The organism is Mesorhizobium sp. USDA 3734 (assembly GCF_056279665.1).
The window spans coordinates 2,542,993-2,562,952 of sequence record NZ_JBWCCW010000001.1 but is presented as its reverse complement, the minus strand read 5'-3'; the positions used below and the strand labels follow the sequence as shown (position 1 = coordinate 2,562,952).

17 protein-coding genes and 2 tRNA genes are annotated in these 19,960 nt (G+C 60.6%); 7 read left to right on the top strand and 12 right to left on the bottom strand.

Features of this window, described 5'->3' with window-relative positions:
* Window positions 1–284 precede the first annotated feature (284 nt).
* The 3 genes from ACZ89F_RS12200 to ACZ89F_RS12190 all read right to left on the bottom strand — a co-directional run bounded on the left by ACZ89F_RS12200 (window position 285) and on the right by ACZ89F_RS12190 (window position 6,301).
* On the bottom strand, window positions 285–1,505 hold the full coding sequence (locus ACZ89F_RS12200) for an outer membrane protein transport protein (RefSeq protein ID WP_476092131.1): 1,221 nt from the start codon (window positions 1,503–1,505) through the stop codon (window positions 285–287).
* Between the two features lie 368 nt (window positions 1,506–1,873).
* Window positions 1,874–3,160 carry an outer membrane protein transport protein gene (locus ACZ89F_RS12195; RefSeq protein WP_476092130.1) on the bottom strand — a complete coding sequence of 429 codons (1,287 nt, stop codon included), beginning with the start codon at window positions 3,158–3,160 and terminating at the stop codon, window positions 1,874–1,876.
* A gap of 357 nt (window positions 3,161–3,517) precedes the next feature.
* Entirely contained in the window at window positions 3,518–6,301 is a 2,784-nt protein-coding gene (locus tag ACZ89F_RS12190) for a valine--tRNA ligase (RefSeq protein WP_476092129.1), read from the bottom strand.
* 309 nt (window positions 6,302–6,610) lie between these two features.
* Here ACZ89F_RS12190 and ACZ89F_RS12185 point away from each other — a divergent pair, with 309 nt between their 5' ends.
* Entirely contained in the window at window positions 6,611–7,243 is a 633-nt protein-coding gene (locus ACZ89F_RS12185) for a bleomycin resistance protein (RefSeq protein ID WP_476092128.1), read from the top strand.
* Window positions 7,244–7,305: 62 nt separating this feature from the next.
* Here the strand turns inward: ACZ89F_RS12185 and ACZ89F_RS12180 are convergent, their stop codons facing one another.
* The 4 genes from ACZ89F_RS12180 to ACZ89F_RS12165 all read right to left on the bottom strand — a co-directional run bounded on the left by ACZ89F_RS12180 (window position 7,306) and on the right by ACZ89F_RS12165 (window position 10,792).
* Window positions 7,306–8,118, bottom strand: a complete 813-nt coding sequence (locus ACZ89F_RS12180; protein WP_476092127.1) for a PopZ family protein — start codon at window positions 8,116–8,118, stop codon at window positions 7,306–7,308.
* Between the two features lie 272 nt (window positions 8,119–8,390).
* On the bottom strand, window positions 8,391–9,779 hold the full coding sequence (locus ACZ89F_RS12175; protein WP_476092126.1) for a TolC family outer membrane protein: 1,389 nt from the start codon (window positions 9,777–9,779) through the stop codon (window positions 8,391–8,393).
* Window positions 9,780–9,959: 180 nt separating this feature from the next.
* The gene (locus tag ACZ89F_RS12170) at window positions 9,960–10,628 is read right to left on the bottom strand and encodes a protein-L-isoaspartate O-methyltransferase family protein (RefSeq protein WP_476092125.1); all 669 of its coding nucleotides are present in this window, start codon (window positions 10,626–10,628) and stop codon (window positions 9,960–9,962) included.
* Window positions 10,629–10,718: 90 nt separating this feature from the next.
* A tRNA-Cys gene (locus tag ACZ89F_RS12165) sits at window positions 10,719–10,792 on the bottom strand.
* 226 nt (window positions 10,793–11,018) lie between these two features.
* Between ACZ89F_RS12165 and ACZ89F_RS12160 the strand changes: the two genes are divergently transcribed.
* On the top strand, window positions 11,019–11,225 hold the full coding sequence (locus ACZ89F_RS12160) for a hypothetical protein (protein WP_476092124.1): 207 nt from the start codon (window positions 11,019–11,021) through the stop codon (window positions 11,223–11,225).
* A 26-nt stretch (window positions 11,226–11,251) separates the two neighbouring features.
* Here the strand turns inward: ACZ89F_RS12160 and ACZ89F_RS12155 are convergent, their stop codons facing one another.
* Complete coding sequence (locus tag ACZ89F_RS12155) at window positions 11,252–11,509, bottom strand: hypothetical protein (RefSeq protein WP_024503836.1); 258 nt, start codon at window positions 11,507–11,509, stop codon at window positions 11,252–11,254.
* Window positions 11,510–11,733: 224 nt separating this feature from the next.
* Between ACZ89F_RS12155 and ACZ89F_RS12150 the strand changes: the two genes are divergently transcribed.
* Window positions 11,734–11,808 (top strand) — tRNA-Asn (locus ACZ89F_RS12150).
* A 337-nt stretch (window positions 11,809–12,145) separates the two neighbouring features.
* On the opposite strand, the gene ACZ89F_RS12145 is transcribed toward ACZ89F_RS12150, so the two are convergent.
* Window positions 12,146–14,104, bottom strand: a complete 1,959-nt coding sequence (locus ACZ89F_RS12145; RefSeq protein WP_476092123.1) for a glycosyltransferase — start codon at window positions 14,102–14,104, stop codon at window positions 12,146–12,148.
* Between the two features lie 28 nt (window positions 14,105–14,132).
* Window positions 14,133–15,509 carry an HlyD family secretion protein gene (locus ACZ89F_RS12140; protein ID WP_476092122.1) on the bottom strand — a complete coding sequence of 459 codons (1,377 nt, stop codon included), beginning with the start codon at window positions 15,507–15,509 and terminating at the stop codon, window positions 14,133–14,135.
* 767 nt (window positions 15,510–16,276) lie between these two features.
* Here ACZ89F_RS12140 and ACZ89F_RS12135 point away from each other — a divergent pair.
* Window positions 16,277–16,528 (top strand): hypothetical protein, encoded by a 252-nt coding sequence (locus ACZ89F_RS12135; RefSeq protein WP_476092121.1) that lies wholly within the window; start codon window positions 16,277–16,279, stop codon window positions 16,526–16,528.
* A gap of 498 nt (window positions 16,529–17,026) precedes the next feature.
* A complete protein-coding gene (locus ACZ89F_RS12130) occupies window positions 17,027–17,458 on the top strand; it encodes a cupin domain-containing protein (RefSeq protein WP_476092120.1) in 432 nt (143 codons plus the stop codon).
* A 126-nt stretch (window positions 17,459–17,584) separates the two neighbouring features.
* Here ACZ89F_RS12130 and ACZ89F_RS12125 read toward each other — a convergent pair whose 3' ends face one another.
* Window positions 17,585–17,866: a hypothetical protein gene (locus ACZ89F_RS12125; protein WP_476092119.1), complete on the bottom strand. Its 282-nt coding sequence runs from the start codon at window positions 17,864–17,866 to the stop codon at window positions 17,585–17,587.
* Between the two features lie 89 nt (window positions 17,867–17,955).
* Window positions 17,956–18,411 carry a carboxymuconolactone decarboxylase family protein gene (locus ACZ89F_RS12120; protein WP_476092118.1) on the bottom strand — a complete coding sequence of 152 codons (456 nt, stop codon included), beginning with the start codon at window positions 18,409–18,411 and terminating at the stop codon, window positions 17,956–17,958.
* 275 nt (window positions 18,412–18,686) lie between these two features.
* Between ACZ89F_RS12120 and ACZ89F_RS12115 the strand changes: the two genes are divergently transcribed.
* Together ACZ89F_RS12115 and ACZ89F_RS12110 are read left to right on the top strand one after the other, a co-directional pair.
* Window positions 18,687–19,445, top strand: a complete 759-nt coding sequence (locus ACZ89F_RS12115) for a copper homeostasis protein CutC (RefSeq protein WP_476092117.1) — start codon at window positions 18,687–18,689, stop codon at window positions 19,443–19,445.
* The gene (locus ACZ89F_RS12110) at window positions 19,442–19,939 is read left to right on the top strand and encodes a GNAT family N-acetyltransferase (protein WP_476092116.1); all 498 of its coding nucleotides are present in this window, start codon (window positions 19,442–19,444) and stop codon (window positions 19,937–19,939) included. Before ACZ89F_RS12115 ends, ACZ89F_RS12110 begins: the two co-directional genes overlap by 4 nt.
* The last annotated feature ends 21 nt before the right edge of the window (window positions 19,940–19,960 follow it).

Here is a 19,960-nt window from a genome sequence, read left to right as displayed (position 1 = left end):
CCTTGCCGCGGGCGGTGCGGCCTGCCCCATCGCCGAGCCTTTTGGCGCGTGTCCCGAGACAAGATCGAGGTGCGCCGGGTTTATGGCGGGAAATGGGCAATTTCCTCAGCCCGACTTCTAGCGCAGGGGTTGTTCAGAAAGTGTTGCCAAAACATCACAATCGCACGAGGCGAAACCAGTGCGGCTGATATGCAGCGCAGCTTGGATGAGACAATCGCAGGCAAAGGCCGTTTCAACGGAAAAGGCCGGGCATGGCCCGGCCTTTCGTCTATATTTTCAAAGGCTTAAAACTTGATCTTGAGGCCACCAGAAATAGCCGTGACCAGATCGTTGCCGAAGTCATAGCTGACGTCGGTGCCGGCCTGATATCCGTTCTCGCCGTCCAGGACACCTGAGTGGCCGCTGGTCAGCACGCCGATCGCACCCGCCAGCCGAACCTCGATATTCGGCTTCGGCGTATAAGCAACGCCGCCGCCCAGCGTCCAAGTATCGGTCTGCGAGCCATATCCGTGCGAGGTGCCCCGATCCCAGGAAAGCTGGCCGGCCGCGCTCCACTGATCGTTGAACTTGTGACCGATACCGCCCGTGACCGTCCAGCCGTCACGATACATCAGGTCGAGCGAGGTGACAGCAGCAGGAGAACCCGTAAAGCATGAGGAAGCGGGGAAACCCACCGGGCAGATCGGAACGCTTTGCAGGATGCTCCAATTGACCCACTTGAGCGAACCAAAGGCAAGCCAGCCAGGCGCGATACCTGACTGCAACTTCAGTTCCAGCGAATCCGGCATACTCTCCGTCGCGCCATAAATTGGGGTGGGTACACCAGCGACAGTGAGGTTACCCGCAATATTGTCGAGCTTCACTTGCGAATTGTAGACTAGGCTGGCGCGGAGCGCGATGTCGGGAATTTCATAGGCGATGCCCGCCCGCCAGCCCCAACCGCTACTTTCAAGATCGACACGACCGATCATCGGACCAAAGCCGATGTCCGTATAGCTTTCCTTGAAGCCATAGACCTTCTGGTAGAACACGCCGCCTATGAACCGAAGCTGGCCTTTGCCCGCATCCATCTTATAGGAACAGGTGGCTGCGTAGTTGTCGCTTTTGATATCGGTTTCGATGTTTGAGTACGAGCCGTTCCAGATACCGGGGGCGGTATGCGCCCCCCACGGCTGCGAATAGTCAACCATACAGTCGACGCCTTGGACGATCTGCGCCTTGGCGCCGATGCGCGGCACCCAATAATTCTCGCTATCGTTCGCCGTACTCATACCTGTCAAAGCAACTGGGTTGCCTGAGGTATCCACCGCGTTCTTGAGTTTGCGATCCGGCATCACGTAAGTCGCTTCGGCATCCGTAGCGAAAGGCGCCGGGTCGAACAACAGGTCGATATCGTAGCCGCCGCGCTCCAGGCCGCCGGCATGCGTCGGACCGATCGCCGTTCCGATCAAGGCCAGCGAAAAGCACCCGGCCCCCAGCAGCGCCTTTGGTCGCAGGTTGTTCATGAGTCTCTCCCCAAACGAACACAACCCAAGCAAGAACCAATTTGCGTGGGTAGCGCAAGAACGATTTCAAGAGGCGTACATGTACATATTTTGAGAAAATGAATTCTCTATGCTGTGGCCATCAATGCCACAGAGCGGTAATGCCCGTTTGCACGCAAAGCACGGTTAAAAACCCAAGGAAATCAGCCTAAACCGGCCTACAAATAACATCTTCGGTAGCTAATTTGTCCGCTGTTACATTATGGCAACAATGCGGCGAAAACTTCCGTTTACGTCAATGAGACGCAAGGGATTGGCCTATTTGAGGGTTCTTTCGAAGAAACAAAAAAGGCCGGGCGATGCCCAGCCTTTTTCAAATGACAACGAGCTTACCACTTCAGGGCGTAGCCCAAATTCAGCGCGACAGCATAGCCAGCCTTAACGGCCTGGTTCCCGGATACGCCCGGAACTTCCACATACTGCGTCTCGGTTGCAGATGTCAGATAGCTCAAACCAACGCCGCCGCGCAATTCTCCGCCGATACCGTCCTTGTAGGAGCCGCCAATGCCGAGCGTATAGGTATCGCTCGTCAGATCCCAACCAGTCCCAACGCCCTGATCCCATGTCAGGCTGACAAGACCAGAGAGGCGCTCCGTAAACGCGTGCCCGACGCCACCGGTGACGGTCCATCCGTCCTTCCAGTTATAAGTATCGATGGTGTTGGTTATGGGGGAGTTTACAATCAACGCCTTCTGGACGCTCCAGTCCATCCATTTCACCGAACCAAAAGCCAGCCAGCCAGGCGCGATGCCAGACTGAAGTTTCAATTCAACGCTCTGGGGTAGATTGCCGGTTCCCGTGGCAGGCGCTGTCGTGTCCAAGCCATTGGCGGCGGCGAGATAGGCTTGCTGCAGCGCCGTTGCTGCTTGCGCACCAAGCTGCTGGGCAAGCCCGACATTGCCTTGACCGAGGGCAGCTACTGCGGCTGCCTGCAATTGCTTGGCCTGCGCACCCAGCAGTGCCGCCGTCGGCACGGTCAGGTTTCCGTCTGCACCATAGCTGGTTCCGGACCGATACATAAGCTGGGCCCGCAAGGCTATCTCAGGAATGTCGTATGCCACCCCGAGGCGATAGCCATAATCCTGCCCCGCCAGCTCGAGGTTTGCATTTGGCAGTACGACGTTACCCGGAAGAGAACCAAGCGCATTCACTCGGTTGTAATCAAGATTTTCGACAAACCCACCGCCCAGAAGCCACAGATTGCCGCGTCCAAGGCTAAATTTAACGCCGCAGGTCACAGCTTTTTCGTTAGTGGTGAACTCCTCTGCCAATTTGCCGCTCACCTTCGGGAAATCGTAAGTGGTCGAACCACCATTGTTGTCGACCATGGTCCCGGCGCAGCGGAAATTGTCGGTGAGATTGAACTTCACCGCAGCGGACGGGACAACGTAATCGTCTGTGTATTCAGTGCCGACGAGCGCTGGATTCGGGTTCTTGGTGAATTCACGATGCGGCGAAACATACGTCACGCTTGTACGCATGTTGAAGTTGCCGTCTTCAAAAATAATGTCGGTGTCGGCCGAGCCGCGCGAGAAACCGCCAGCATGCACCGAGCCCATCAAAGCCAGCGAAAAGCACCCTGCCCCCAGCAGTGCTTTCAGACGCAGATTGTTCATGAATGTCCTCCCCGAATAACCAGTGCATCGAGCTAGAACCAATTCAGGTTAACGGTGCAACAACGAATTCTGGAAGCGTACACGTACAGTTGATCAGAGTGCGTTTTCGGCAAGTTCCGACGTTCCCCATAAGACCGGAAACCCGGTATCTGGGTGCAAATGGACCAATAAAATCGGCGAACTTGTGCAAAACGGCTCTGGAAAAGGGTGTTTTGCGGGGTATACGGCCCCATTGTTACATTATGGCAACAATGGGGCTAAAACTTCCGTTTACGTCAACATTAACGCAACGGAATGCCTGTTTTCCGGGCAAAACACCGCCACTTTAGAGAGAACTAAAGTCTCTCGAATCCGCCCTCAGCCGGCGTCGCGAACCCGGGTCAACGCGACCGATAGCTTGTCTTGCGCATCGCGGTATTCGGCGAGCTTTTCACGCTCGGCGTCGACGATCTCGGCCGGCGCGCTGGCGACGAACCTTTCGTTGGACAGCTTCTTGTGCAGGCGCGCGATTTCCTCGGTCACCTTGCCCAGTTCCTTCTGCAGCCGTGCCGCCTCGGCGGCGAGATCGATCAGGCTGCCGAGCGGCAGGCAGATCGTCGCCTCGTTGAGCACGATCTGCGCCGAACCCTTTGGCGCGACATCGGCCAGCGAGATGTCGCCGACACGCGCCAGCCGCTTGATCGCCGACTCCTCGCGAACCAGCCGTTCGCGCGTCACAGCGTTGGCGCCGACCACGACGAGCGGTGCAATAGCTGCCGGTGGCACGTTCATCTCGGAGCGCACGGAACGGATGCCGGAGACGAGGTCGACCAGCCAGTTGATGTCAGCGGCGGCCTCGGCATCTTCGAAGTCCGGCGACGGCCACGCGGCATGACACAGCAGCGACGACCGTTCCTTGCCTTCGCCTGCGGTCTGCGCCCACAGTTCTTCGGTCATGAACGGCATCATCGGATGCAGCAGCTTGTAGATCTCGTCGAGCACGAAGGCGACGCAGGCACGGCTTTCGGCCTTGGCCGCCTCGTCGGTGCCCATGAACACCGGCTTCAGCAGTTCCAGATACCAGTCGCAGAACAGGTTCCAGACGAAGCGGTAGGCAGCGCCCGCCGCCTCGTTGAAGCGGTATGAGGTGATGCCGTCCGTGATTTCTCGCGCAGCCCGCGTCAGTTCGGTCAGGATCCAGCGGTTGACCGCCAACTTGGCGTCGTTCAGCCAGAAATCGTCATTGCGCGCGACCTCGTTCATTTCGGCAAAACGGGTCGCGTTCCACAGCTTGGTGCCGAAATTGCGATAACCGGCGATGCGCGCCGGATCGAGCTTCACATCGCGGCCTTGCGCCGCCATCACCGTCAGGGTGAAGCGCAGCGCATCAGCGCCGTATTCATCGATCAGGTCGAGCGGATCGATGACGTTGCCTTTCGACTTCGACATCTTCTGTCCGTTCTTGTCGCGCACCAGCGCATGGACATAGACGGTGTGGAACGGCTCCTCGTCCATGAAATGCAGGCCCATCATCATCATGCGGGCGACCCAGAAGAAGATGATGTCGAAGCCGGTCACCAGCACGTCGGTCTGGTAGTAGGTCTTCAGTTCGGGCGTCTCATCAGGCCATCCCAAGGTCGAGAACGGCCACAGCGCCGAGGAGAACCAGGTGTCCAGCACATCCTCGTCGCGGGTCAGGATCTCGCCCGGCTTGAAGTTCTCGAGCTTGTCCTCGACCCAGCCCTTCCAGGGCCCTTCCAGCGCCAGATAGAATTCGATCGCGGCGCTCAGCGCCTCTTCCTCGGTCTTCTCGACGAAGACGCGCCCGTCAGGCCCGTACCAGGCCGGGATTTGGTGACCCCACCAGAGCTGGCGCGAGATGCACCAGGGCTGGATGTTCTCCATCCAGTCGAAATAGGTCTTTTCCCAGTTCTTCGGCACGAAGTTCGTGCGGCCCTCGCGCACCGATGCGATCGCCGGCTTGGCGAGTTCCGCCGCATTGGCATACCACTGCTCGGTCAGGAACGGCTCGATCGGCACGCCGCCGCGATCGCCATGCGGCACCGCGTGGCGATGCGGCTCGACCTTTTCGAGGAAGCCGCCCTCTTCCATCAGTTCGACGATCTTCTTGCGCGCGACGAAGCGATCGAGGCCGTCGAGTTCATCCCAGACCGCCTGGCGATCCGGTGTCACCTCGAGACCGGCGAGAAAATCCTCATTATCCTTGAGGATGACCGCCGCCTCAGTGGTCAGGATATTGATCGCCGGCAGCTTGTGGCGCTTGCCGACCTCGAAGTCGTTGAAGTCGTGCGCCGGCGTGATCTTGACCGCGCCAGAGCCCTTTTCCGGATCGGAATACTCGTCCGCCACCACGGGAATCTTGCGGCCGACGATCGGCAGGACGACGTTCTTGCCAACCAGATGCCGGAAGCGCTCGTCGTCGGGGTGCACGGCGACGGCCGTGTCGCCCAGCATCGTCTCGGGGCGTGTCGTCGCCACGGTGATGAAGGTTTTTGGGTTTTCCGGGTCGAAGACCTGGCCCTCTATTGGGTAGCGGAAGTGCCAGAGATTGCCGTTGACCTCCTGCTGCTCGACCTCGAGATCGGAGATCGCGGTCAACAGCTTGGGGTCCCAGTTCACAAGGCGCTTGTCCTTGTAGATCAGCCCTTCCTTGTAGAGCGTCACGAACACTTCGAGCACGGCCTTGGACAGGCCTTCGTCCATGGTGAAGCGTTCGCGTGACCAGTCAGCCGAGGCGCCGAGGCGCTTCAGCTGGTTGAAGATCGCGCCGCCGGATTCGGCCTTCCACTCCCACACTTTCTCGATGAACTGCTCGCGGGTCAGGTCGCGGCGGTGGATCTGCTTTTCCATCAGCTGGCGCTCGACCACCATCTGCGTGGCGATGCCGGCATGGTCCATGCCTGGCTGCCACAAGACGTTCTTGCCGCGCATGCGTTCGAAGCGCACCAATATGTCCTGCAGCGTGTTGTTGAGCGCGTGCCCCATATGCAGCGAACCGGTGACGTTCGGCGGCGGGATGACGATGGTGAAGGCCTCCGCCCCCTCCTCAGCCCCGGCACCGGCGCGAAACGCGTCGGCCTCTTCCCAGACTTTGGCGATCTTCGGCTCGACGGTTTTGGCGTCGTAGGTCTTTTCAAGCATGGGAAAATGGTCCGCGCTGTCGGGAGTTTTGCTGGTCCGGTGTAAATCGGAAGGTTTTGGCCAAGTCAACCGCAAGGGCTGTCTTGGACCCTCGACGTCAAATAGGCGTGGCCCGGATCGGATCAAGCGGGAGCCGTCCGTGATCTACCCATCTGAATTGCAGCACCCCTATTCCCAGGGAAAGCCGGGGCACTCGCGCCTTGACCGGCAGGTGGCGCCGCAATACATTGCCAACGCTGCTGTAGGGCGCATCGGCTTCCGGCCGGAGGGGCATGGCCCGCCTACGCCATCTCAACCCGCAGTGCGCCCATGCCAACGCTCGAACACCACAAGAAACAGGCCAAGCTCTATCTCAAATGGCACCGCGAACGGTACTATCCCGTCGCCGCTGTGATTGGATGGATATTGCCGCGTTTCCGCGACCTCAGCGACAGCCAGATCCTCGATCACGAGTTCAAGCTCGCCGACGCCCAGGAACTGGTCGCCAGGAAGTCAGGCTTCGAGAACTGGCAGGCGCTGAAGAAACGCCCTCAAACCGTGACCGACCGCATGGCAACAGATGTCGCAAAACCGCACCTCGCCTTCGCCGAGCCGCAGCTCTTTGTCTCCGATATCGAAACAGCCTGTGATTTCTACCGGCGAACACTCGGCTTCGAAACACGCTTCACCTATGGCGAGCCGCCCTTCTACGCACAAATCATCCGCGATGGCGCGCGGCTCAACCTGCGCCATGTCGACAAGCCGCTTTTCACCAACAGCCACGGCGACGATCTGCTGGCGGCAACGATTGCCGTCGACAACATCAAGGCGCTGTTTCTGGAGTATCAGGCAGCGATGGCTCCGCTCCACCAGACGTTGCGAACCGAACCGTGGGGTGGGCGCACGTTCATCGTCAGGGATCCCGACGGAAACCTCATCTGCTTCGCCACTAGCGCGAACTGACCTCACCAAAAAGAAACGGCGCCACGAAAGGCGCCGTTTCTCCTTGGCAATCGGTATGGGAATTACTGCGCCCCGCGCGCCACGCGCTCGATCTCCTCGCGCACCAGCCTTTCGACCAGTGTCGGCAGATTGTTGTCGAGCCAATCCTGCAGCATCGGGCGCAGCATCTCTTCGGCCATCTCGTCGAACGTCTTCTTGCTGCGGCTGGCAAACGCATCGGACAGCTCACCAAAGGCGGCGGCGACCTGCCGGCCGGTGTGCTCGGAAACGATCGCCGGACGCGGCGCATCGCTGGCCGCTGGCCGCACGCTTGCATCCGGACGAGACGGCTCGACGGCTGCTTTCGCGGTCGGTTCGTCCCTTGGAGTCTCCACCAGCGGCTGGGCGACCGTCTTGCGTGCCTCGCCCCTGTCTGACACCGCCCTCGCCTGCTCACCAACCGCGGCGATCTCGCGCCGCCAATCGGCGACGTCGGCAGCAGGGACAGAACGCGGCGCTGGTGTGTCGACCGCAGCCGGCTCGGCGGCAACGCGGGCGCTGACCTCGGCAAGCGTCATCGAGGGCCTTGCCGGGGCGGGATCGGGGTGCACCGGCGTTTCCATGCGCGCAATCGCCGGCTCGGCCGCCGGCAATTGTGCCTGGACTTCCGCCAGCGTGACCGGCTTCCTGACCTCGGGCGCGGCATGCAGGTCGGCACGAAATGCTTCGACGTCGGGGGCTGCATCGGCGCTCGACACGCGCTCCAGATCCTGGAGCAGTTCATCGGCATCGCCCGGCTGCTTGCGGCCGCCGTCGCTGTCCTCGATGATCCGCCTGATGGAAGCCAGTATCTCTTCCATGGAAGGTTCGCGCTGTGCGCTGCTTGCCGTTGCCATCGTCACATCCGCCGCCTTTGTGACCCCTGTGGGTTTCCGTTCCGGCAAAGCCGGATCGAATCATGGCGACAGCGTAACCGACGGAGCGCCGCACGAGAATCCCCAATCTGGGGACTTGTGGGATTTCAACAGATTAGCGCAATTCCAGGAAAAGTGTGAAACGGTTTTCCGTCCGGAATTGCGCCAGACAAAGAGCCGATCCCGAACCCAAGGGCAGCGGACCAAAAAAACCCGCTCAAACAGGGAAACGGCAAAGTCCGGGCCGAACGCCCTCAGCGGCCGTCCGGCGTGCGCAGGCCGTACCACTTGTCCTTGACCGCGTTGTAGTGTTCTTCAGGTTTGTATTTCGCCACCTGCAAGCCGAGGCGGTCGACGGATAGACGGCCGGTCGCCTGCAGGATGGCGTAGCTTGCCACCACAACATCATGCTCATAGCCGGCCTGGTTGATCTGGGCGGTGATGACCGTCGCCTGTGCGTTGAGGACGTCGAGCGTGGTGCGCTGGCCGACATTGCGTTCTTCGATGACGCCGTTCAGCGCCAGTTTCGCGGCCTCGATCACTTGCCTGTTGGCCGTCAGCTGCTGCTGCGCGGCGGTGTACTCGGTCCAGGCGGCGGTAACGGCCTGGCGCACCTGGTCGCGGCTGACGTCGACTTCGATGCGGGCCTGGCTGAGCGATTCCTTGTCCTGGCGCACGATCGCCGAGGTGCGGCCACCGGAATAGATCGGGATGGTCAGCGTTGCCCCGACGCTGGCCGAATTGGTGGTGCCGTCCTGGCTTGAAGCAACGCCCGGCAAAGTGTTGCGATAGGCGCTCGAAACACCTGCGGAAGCCGACAGCTGAGGCAGCAGAGCGCCTTCGGCCGACTTCACTGAAAACGCCGCTGCGTCGACCAGATGCTGGGTGGCAAGGATGGCCGGATGCTCGTTCGCGGCCACCCCGACGGCGGCCGCTAGGCTCGACGGCAACAATTTTGCCACCGGCGAAGCACCCTTGAGCTTGCCGGGTTCGTCGCCGACGATCTGGCGATAGCTTGCCGCACTTGCCAGCGCCTGCGCCCGGGCAGCACTCAGCGATGCCACGGCGGCGGCGCGCGAAGCGTCGGCCTGCGCGACGTCGGTGCGCGTACCCTCGCCAACCTCGAAACGTGAACGCGCCGCACGCGCCGTTTCGGTCAGGAACTGCAGGTTCTGCTCGGTCAGCACGGCGACCTGCCGGTCGCGAATCACGTTCATATACGCTTGGGCCGCGCTGAACAGGATGCCCTCTTCGGTGTTGCGCAGGCTTTCGACCGACGCGCGGACCTGCGCTTCGGCGGCGGCGACATTGTTCCTGGTCTGAAAGCCGTCGAACAGCGTCTGATTGATCTGGACGCCAAAATTGCCGGTGGTCAGCCGCACGCTTGAGTTGGTGCCGTTGAGATGGCTGCTCGAATAGTCGATATTCGCCGAGCCGGTGACAGTCGGGCGCCAGCCCGACTTGGCGATGGCGACACCCTCATCGGTGACACGAACGCCGGCACGGGCCGAATTCAGCGAAGAATTGTACTGATAGGCCTTTGCAAGCGCGCCGGAGATGCTTTCGGCCGAAGCGGCCAGTGGGGACAGCATGGTCGCCGAAGCGAGGACGGCGGTGAAAAATGACTTGCGTACAGACGGCACGGTTAAACCCTCATTCGTTTTCCATGGGAACCGCGCCGCCCCAGCTTCTCCTTTGAGCAGCTGTGGCGGCGTGTTTCATGTCCCTGCTGCTCAGCCCCAAAGTGCCCCCAGTCTGGGATCAGCAATGATCGTTCAAATGCAAGCGACCATGACAAGGCCTCTCCTGCAAGGCAAAATCACTCAGAATTCGAAGGCACGAATGCGTTCGAATCCCGGTAGTGGCTTAATTGCCGCATTAAACGCGCGTCTTCCGGTTACAACCCCCCCGGACTTCAAAAAAAGTCGAGCCACGCCGGAATTGCCCTGCCCTTCGACGGCGACGAGTCGGCCGCCTTCCGCAAGCTGGTCGAGCAGCGGCGCCGGCACTTCCGCGACGCTGCCGCCGACGAAAATGACATCATAGGGCGCCTTGGCTGCATGCCCTTGCGGCAACGCCCCCTGGACAACGGTCACATTGCCGCAGCCAAGCGACGAAAGCGTCGATTTGGCGGTTTCGGCCAGCGCCGAATCGCTTTCGAGCGCCACCACGGATCCGGCCAGCCGCGACAGGATGGCCGAGGCGTAGCCTGTGCCGCAGCCGACATCGAGCGCCGAATCGGTCGGGTTGATCTCGGCCAGCTGGATCAGCTTGGCCAGCGGCGAGGCTTCCATCAGGTAGCGCGCGCCGTCGGTGCCGGCGGCAATGCGGATGTCCTCGTCGATATAGGCGAGATCGCGCTGGGCGGCGCCGACAAAGACCTCTCTTGGGACGACAAGCATGGCATCGATCAGCGGCGCGCTGGTCACATCGGTGGTGCGAACCTGGCCGTCGACCATTTTGACGCGAAGCTCGGAGAAATCAGCGCTCATGTCCTAACCAATCCGCTTGCCGCGCCAGAACCGCGGTTCATTATGTCAGGAACTTCAGGCCCCTGCGCTGCTGCGCGGGGGCCCGGGCATTGGAGGCCTCGCCCGGAATCGAACCGGGGTGCAAGGATTTGCAGTCCTCTGCGTAACCACTCCGCCACGAGGCCTCGTTGCTCCCGGCGTTCCACCCGGTTCCAATAGGTTGCGGCGAAAATGCCGTCAAGCGGCCACCGTGCATTCCGAACGGTTTCCTCCTCGCCAGCTCCGGGCAGCATCCGTCAAATCCTCATTACCAGGCAACACAACGGCATATTAGCGGATTGTTAAGCATGGCTTGTCGCTGGAAGAAACGCATCCACGGCCCATGCGTTGAGCACGCCAGGAGGCAAAGTCATGCATCAGGCAGCGGTGGTAAAAGACAAGAACACGTCGGCCAGCTTATCTCTGCCGCAGTGCGGAGAGCTTTTGCACTACGCCATCGATCGCCTGTCCATCGAAGGTGCGGGCAACCTTTCGCCGCGCGACAGGGCAAGGCTTGCCTCAGCCGCGACCATTCTCAAGCAGATCCACGAGGCACTGGAAGAGCACGCTGGCCGCTAAGGCGCGCCATCTTGCGCTCTCGGCCGTCAATCCGGCCGGCGGCGCCGTTCCCACCAGACGACAAAGCGGCGCCGGTGCCGCCGCACCATGGCGAATTCATAGGACAGCACCAGCAATCCGAGCGGAACCATCCAGAAGCCGAGGATCGGCAGGAAACCCAGGATACCGCCAATGGTCAGCAGGATACCGATGGTGATTCTGAGCCCGCGCGAGCGCGGCATCTTGAACTCACGCCCAAAAACCGAGATTTTTCGCGCTGGCATCTGGTTGTCTTGTGCTGTCATCGTCTCGAAAGATTGACCCGTTTTGATCGTTCGGAAGCATCGTTAAACCAAAGCCGCAGCCGCGCTTTCGGTTCCCTACCCCTGCCAAGACGGCTAATATGAGGGCATCCCTCGACGATTGCGAGAAACCCCTGCGCGAAAAAGCCTCGGAAAAATGCGAAATGCTTCTTTGCAAAGCCGAAAAGGGCAGCTATAGGCTGCGCCACTCACATAAGAGCCTCCGTTCCCCGGTAGCTCAGTGGTAGAGCAACCGGCTGTTAACCGGTTGGTCGCTGGTTCGAATCCGGCCCGGGGAGCCAATCTTTTCAAAACTTGGAGCACCCAGACGACGAGCCGCTATCGGCATCGCGCTTGTCGAACCTGTGCGGGCGTGAACCGTTGGTCCATTCGTCGCCTTCTCGCTCGACAGCCGGCCGTGGCGTAAGCTTCCTCCAAGCACGCCTTTTCCGATCTGTTGGCGCCCAAGGTGACTAAATGTCCTGATAGCGCCGCCAGCCCAAAGGCGCCTTTCCGAAATCTCTCCGAGCGGCTGTCGCGATAGCGCAAGAGGTCCGCCTCGTCCGTGATCAGGCCATGTAGGTGGCTCCGTGTCGGCATCTGTTGCCGATCAACCGGCACCGAGATCGCTGGCGCGTCTCACTTGAAAAGTCGCGCCAAAACCTTGCCGGCGACCTGACGCGGCCGCACACGGCCCACGCTCGACACGAAGCCACTCGAATAGACTTGTCGGACCATTGCGGCGCGGGCACCCATACTGCGTTCGACCTCGACCGCGAAATCGTGGCCAGAGCTCCTGACGATGCGTCCATTGAGCCAAGCCCCACCGATCTGAACCCTTACTTCCGTGCCAATCGGGGCGTGCACCATGCCCATCAGCCGCATTCCACCCAGCGAAATATCCGCAGTCTGATAGACATGAGACCGGGCACCGATCGTCACGATAACGGGCAGTACACTGCGAAGCCGTTCGTTGCGCCGCAGCCGCGGCCGCTCGATGCAGACAGCAATGGTGGAGATAAGGATGACCATATTGTACCAGCACCAATAGAGCGCGACGATGCTCGAGTCCTGCAGCGGTCCGTCGCCGCCGAAGGAAACAAGAATGCCGAGGACGGTCAGGCCGAGCAATACGCTGAAAGGGATTAGCATCCGCCATTGAATCAACGTCTCGCTTCGATCTCCTCCCTTGGCTGTAACCTTGAATCTTTGACCCTTTGGACGGAAGAGCCCGATCGCGGCTGCCGTCAGTATCTCGCGCGCTGCGAGAAGTTGTGACACGTCGGACATTACCGGAAGCACCCTTTGTCCCGACAGCCATGCCATCACGCCGACCTGGGCAAGATAGTAAGGAACGAAGTGTGCGATGCCGTCCGCGGTTCCAACATTCACGGCCTGGACGTCGAAGAGCAGGTAGAGGATCGGGATCACCAGACCAGCAATCCGAAACAGATAGGAGGCCGTCCAGTGAAGCAGGCTCTCGATGAGGCTCATCCGGTCGAGGAAATGTAAGCCGTTGCCGCGCTTGAACGGCCCATCTCCGCCGCGGATGATCTGCATGAAGCCGAGACACCAGCGGCTGCGTTGGGTGGTGTATTCCTTGATTCCCTCAGGAGCCAGTCCGAGCGAAAGGCGCTCGTTTAGATAGACCGTGCGGTACCCGTGGCGCTTTAGCCGCAACGTCAACAGATAGTCCTCGGTGACCGACTCGGTGGCAAAGCCCCCGACCTTGGCCAAAGCCTGCATGCGTATCACCGAGGAGGTGCCGCAACAGAATGCGGTTCCCCACGCATCCTTCGCCGGCATCAGGATGTCGAAGAAGTAGCGCTGCTCGTCCGGCCATGCGTCGGAGGCCTGCAGATTGGCCTGAATCGGATCCGGATTGATAAAATGCTGCGGCGTCTGAACGATGCCGACATCCTCTTCTCGAAACAGCGTGAGGGCACGCGAGAGGAACGCCGATGTCGGAACGAAATCGGCGTCCAGTATGGAGACGAAATCCGGCGGCGTGTCGAGCGCACAAACGTGCCGCAGCGCGTGGTTGATGTTTCCCGCTTTTGCGTGCGCATGGTCCGGCCTTGTCAGATAGTTGCACTTCAGCTCTACCGCGAGGTCGGCAAGCCAGGCGCGCCGTCCGTCATCGAGAACCCAGACGCGAAAATTGGGATAGGATATGCTGACGGCGCCGAGCATAGTGCGTTCGAGGATCTCGCGCTCCTCGTTGTAGGTGCAGATGAACACGTCAACCAGCGGCGCCTTCTTGCGTGAAAGCAACCATTCGGTGTTGGCGTCCGCTTCCGGTGAGCGGTCCTTGATGCGTGTCAGCGTGATGTAGGAGAGGATCGATCCGATTGCGGCAGCACATTCGAGAACGAAAAACAGCCAACCGGCGACGAAGTCGGCGGGTTCACTCACCGACGGGATTGTCATGGTTGCGCGCCACATCAGATAGCGCAGCGTCAGCGCTATCACGATGACGATCGGCACGGCTCGCCATTGCGATTCGCGATCGATCCAGGGCAGCAGTAACAGCAGTCCGCCGAGTGCGATCAGAGCCGGTGTCAGCCCTTCGGCTAAGACAGAGATCATCGGGTTCATGATGCGGCGGCCTGCCCCGATCTTACCATCAACTCGCCGGCGGCTCGAACACGACACGGCCCGTGCGCCCGACCGGACATGACCCGTCGAGGGCCAGTTTGCCGACGGATACTGCGACCCTGTAGGACTCCTTGGTCAAGGCGGATGGCGTGATCGCGAAGTGCGACGAAGCAGATGCAACGCCGCTGAGCTGAACGACCTTGCCCGCCAGTGCCACACCGCTTCCCCGGTAGGTGAATGTGGCTGGCATGCCGACGCTCAGGGTGTTGTACACGGCTTCGCTGACGATGGCCGTGACAATCGCATCCGAGCAATTTAGAAGGCTGAACAGTGGTTGACCTGCCGTTACCTGCTCCCCCGGAGCGGTGAGAACCTCCCAGACCGTACCATCGGCCGGAGCTGTCAGCAGCGCTTGGACATTCATAGCGAGCCTTTGCTCCTCGTCGCGAACTGCATCTTCGGCACGGTTCATGCGCGTCGCGAGCCGAGTCATATCGGCGTCGAGGCCCGCGATGGCCTGTTCCACCTCATCGAGGCGTTGCGCCGAGCGTGGCTGGTCGTTGTAGGCGTCGCCAAGGTAGGTTCCGGCATTGAGGGCATCGCGTTCGACCACCAGGACCACGCGACGAGCGCGCGCCGCCGCAACCGCGGCTACAGCAACCATTGAGTCACGCTCGGCGTCGTCCATTCGTGATTGTGAGACAGACCCCGATTGCGCAAGTGTCGCCTGCCTGGAGCGGATCGCGTCCGCCCTGGCCTGCTCGGCGACTGATGCCTGAATGCCCGCATCGGCCTCGGCGTTCTCGGCATCAAGCTGAAGAAGACGGTTCGAATGAAACGCTGCAAGTTGCACGCGCAGGTTCTCGCGAATGCCTTTGAGGTTCAGCAGCTTCAAGGAGAGAGCTTGACGTTCCTGTTCGGCGTTGCTGAGTTCGTCGCCTGCGGTCTCCAGGCGGCTACGGTCCGCACGGGGGTTGGTAACCGTTACCAGCGGGGCGCCGAAATCTATCGTCTCACCAAGGCCCGCATATCGGGTATCGAGTCGGACAATTCCGTCGATTGGCGCTCGCACGGTGATGAGCCGGGCGTTTACGACAGCCTCCACGCTTGAAATCTGGAAGAGTCGCTGCGCCGGCATCCATCCAGCTGCAACCACCAACGCCAGCCCGGCGGCGCTTTTGACAAGGCGAGACGTCCAGCTCCATGCCGCCGGCCGCGCTGCCGCGGGTATCGCAAGCACAGCGTCGTCGTCGCTGTTGTCGCGGAAGTGCTTGCCCAGTAGAGACTGCAGCTCGACCGCGCCCGAGGGAGTCGCCGAGGTTTTGTTTTCCAGCTGAACGAGCTTCGGGTCGGGGCCAGTGAGCTGGTCGGATACCGAGTTATCGGCGCGCGCAAGATCGTTCATTGGCCTCGCCACCGAAGTGACCCCTATTTTGGTTGATCGGAAAGGTATTTGCCGAGCCAATTGCTCAAGGACTATTTGAGAAATACCATAATTTAACTTACGAATAATGAATTTTTACCGAAAAATTGAATCGTTTTATTACACAGCATCAAACCAGCCTGTCGATTGCCGCGACAGGTGCGATTCGGAGCCATGGCACGAGCCGCAGCCATCATCGTGCCCACGCGCCGGCTCTCCACATCCTCGCCGGGGGCTCTCGGCGTAATTTTGAGAGAGGGATCGGCAACACATAGTTCGCAGTTTCGTTCAGCCCCGGGGAGCCAAATCTTTCAAAGCCTTGAGACCTTCAGTCGATCACCCCAAAAAGGCTGATCTACAGCATGTCTACGGAATCGGGAGTCGGTAGGTCGATTCTGGAAAGGCTGGCCCCGCCGCCTTTCGCGGCGGCGGGCGGCCGCGTTTTGGCGGAGCAGGCATATGGCCTTGCTTCGCCTTCGGCGACCTCGTTAGGATTTCTTGTCGCCATTTGGATTGGGTACCGGCGCCTCTCGCACGTCTCGCGGTGGCGGATCGACGTGTTCAAGTTCCGATGGTGCCTCTTTGTCGCGACGATCGAGAGGTACCTTCTTCGGCATGGGCCTCGATGGCGGTTCTTTGATCTTGTTTGGCATAATCCAGTTAACCGGAACGCCGGCCTTCTGTTCCCGCTAAGGAGCCGGAAAACTGAAAGCCGGAGGAACCCGGGGCTTTGAAGAGCGTTCTCTGGCATGCTCAAAAAGATCGCCTTTGCCGCTGTGCTGTTCCAGGTCGCTGCTTTCTCGGCTCTGCTGACCCAGACGGTTCTCTTCGCGTCATCCACCACTACCCAGGCCGCGAACGTGCAGCCAGGGGCATCCATCGCGGTCACAGAGAAAGAATGCGCCAAGGCGACGTGGCCAAATATTCCCGATCACTGCCTCAAGCGGATTGAGGCGAGGAAGCTCATCAGGACGACCCTAGTGGCGGCCGGGCAACAATAGTCCGCCGTTGCGGGCGTGGATTGATCTTGCGCCCAGCCAGCCCTTGCTTGTCGATGCCGGCCATCTTCCCTCGTCGTCGATCCACCCAATTTAAGTCAGGGTGCCGTGCTTGAAAGCGCAATGATTCCTGTTACTTGCGACGTGGGGACAATGTGTTTGGGTTGAGCAAGAATTGGCAATGACTTCAGTGAATAGGGAATGCCTGGGCTGTCATGGCAGCGGCAGGGTTTTCGACTGCTCCAAATGGTGCGCGTCAAACGGGCATTGCTGCCCGCAGGGGACTCATCGGACCGGTTGCCCCGGAAAGACGATCGCCTGCTCGGCATGCGCAGGCCTGGGTACGCTGGCAGAACCGAGGCTCAGAGCCGTCGCGTAGTCCTTAGAACGGCGGCAGCGTTCGATGACTTGGGACAAACTACCCGACAGCTCTTCGCCCGGGGTCACGACTTGCTAGCAGATGACTACCGCGCGATGCTGACACCACGGTTGGAGAGAATCATGCGAAAAATTCCGATGTCGGGGCTGCTGCTCGCGGTCGCCCTTTCCGCACACCCGGCTTGGGCGCTGGACAGCAGCGGAACGCCTGTCGTGGTGACGCCACTGGCGTCACGCACGACGACGGCGTCCGGCCAGCCGATCACGCTGCCGCAGAAGAACGCGCAGGTGCTGGTGTCGACCTACGACATCGCGCCGGGCGCGACCTTGCCAGTCCACAGACACCCCTTCCCGCGCTACGCCTATGTCCAGGCCGGCACGCTGAAGGTCACCAATGTCGAGACCGGCAGCAGCAACACTTACAAGACTGGCGATTTCATCATCGAAATGATCGGCCAGTGGCATCAGGCCACCAATGTCGGTGATATCGAGGTCAAGCTTCTGGTGATCGATCAAGTCAAGGAAGGCGCCAAGAACACGGAACTGCGCCAGTAGCTTTGGCCGCCCAGGATACGTTCGACATGTCGACGAATGTACCCAGGAATGTCGATAAGGCTTCTGACCACCCGTCTGAACATGGTGATGCAAATATCCTTGGTGTGCCTTGCTCAGTCGACAATTTCAGAAGCCGAATTGCTCCTTGCGCAACGCATCTTCGTACTCTTTCTTCAATTCCAGAACCTTGCCGCGCACCTCATCTTCCTTGAAGTGCGCCGCTTCCCATTTGTCGATCTCGGCTATTGAATGATTGACAGACGCGAGTTCCTCTTCCTGCTTGATCGCCGCTATCCATTCCTCCACCGCAGCCTTGTAGGCGCCCTGGAGCTGGTCGAGATCTGACGTGTCGATTGGCATGGCACACTCCATCGTTGATGCCACTTTGTAGGTCAGCGCGATGAACAAACTAAGACAGCCGTTAGCGCCATCATTTCGCTGCCTGGTATCGCGCCGCGTGTCACCGCACCGTCGCGCACAACCACCCCTCTTCCAACTCAGCCCCAGGCGCCCACCGTCTGTCGTGTCGTGGCGTTGATCCGGTTGAAGGCGTTGATCAGGGCGATCTGGATGACCAGCGCGGCAAGCGCCTTTTCATCATAGTGCCGGGCGGCCTCGTCCCAGACATCGTCCGGCACCGCGTCCGGCCGGTCGGCGAGCCGTGTGCCAGCTTCAGCCAGCGCCAGCGCCGCGCGTTCGGCGTCGGTGAAGTAAGGCGTCTCCCGCCATGCCACGAGGGCAAAGATGCGCTCGTCCTTTTCGCCGGCCTTCTTCAGTTCGCGCGCATGCATGTCGACGCAGACGCTGCAGCTGTTGATCTGGCTGGCGCGCAGATGGATAAGCTTGCGCGTGACATAGGGCAATTCGGCCGCCTCGGTCGACTTGTCCAGTGCCAGCAGCGCCTGCACGGATCCGGGAATGAGCACCACCGGGTTTTTGATTCTTGCTTGCATGGTCTTTCTCCTTGAAGTGTTTCGTCAGGGCGTGTTTTGCCGGCCCGGATGCCATGCATCCGGGTTTGCGAGTTTGAAAACATTCTCGGCTGCGACGCCGTGCTGCCAACAGCAAATCCATAACCAATTGGCTATGCGATAACCCATAACTCGATGGTTATAAGACTGTCAAGCGGGGAATGCCGCCTGGCCCAAATGGCCGTGCGCTGTTCATGCTTTCGCGCCAACCGGCCCGATGCTAGGGCTGTCGGCGACATCATGGATTGGATCGCCCCTTGACCAGAGAAACTCGCCTGCCGCTGATCGAAATCTGTGTCGAAGGCATTGACGGCCTGCTGGCAGCACAGGCTGCCGGCGCCGACCGGGTCGAATTGTGCGCCAGCCTCATTGAAGGCGGCATCACGCCGAGCCTTGGCACGGTGCGCGCCGCCCTCGACCAGGCAAGCGTGCCGTTTCACGTCATGGTGCGGCCGCGCGGCGGCGATTTTCTCTACAGTGACACCGAATACGCCTCGATGCTGGGCGATGTCATCTCGCTGCGCGATCTCGGCGTGCGCGGCGTGGTGTTTGGCTGCCTGAACGCCGACGGCACCATCGACGAAGCGCGCATGAGCGAACTGACGCAGGCCGCCGGCGCCTTGAACGTGACCTGCCACCGCGCCTTCGACATGACGCGCGACCCGGCCGAGGCGCTCGAAGCGTTGATCCGATGCAAAGTTGGCCGCGTGCTGACCAGCGGTCAGCGTGACACGGCAGTCGAAGGCGCTTCACTCCTGGCGGATCTGGTGCGGCAGGCCGGCGACCGCATCGTCATCCTCGGCTGCGGCGGGCTCGATCTTGGCAACATCGCCGAAGTGCGCAGCAAAACCGGCTTGGCCGAAATGCATTTCGCCGCCCTCAAGGATGTGCCGAGCGCCATGGATTACCGAAATCCCCATGTCGGCATGGGCGGTTCCGACCTCGACCGCGAATATCGCAATACGCTGACCGACACCGACCTCGTGGCAGCCACCATCGCGGCAGCCAAGGCATGAGCGCAGCCCCTGCTCCGATAGCCCCTGTATCGGCTGCAGACGAAGCGGCGATCCTGGCGCTCAACAATGCGCACGCCGCCGAACTGTCGTGGCTGGAGCCCGAACGGCTGTCCTTCCTGCTCGGCGAAGCGTTTTACACGCGCCGCATTGGGGACCTCGAAGCCTTCATCATGACCTTCGACCAGGACGCCCGCTACGACAGCCCGAATTTCTTGTGGTTCCGCGAGCGCTACGAGCGCTTCGTCTATGTCGACCGTGTGGTGGTGGCGGCGCAAGCGCGTGGCCGGGGCCATGCCCGCCGTCTCTATCAGGACCTGTTCGCCCACGTTGAAAGCGCCGGCCACACGCTGATCACCTGCGAGGTCAACACCGACCCGCCCAACCCTGCCTCGGATGCCTTTCACGCAGCCCTCGGCTTCACCGAGGCCGGTGACGCGGTGATCCATGGCGGCAAGAAAGCGGTGCGCTATTACGTCAGGCAGATCACCGCCTGATCCGCTGCGCTGGCCTCACAA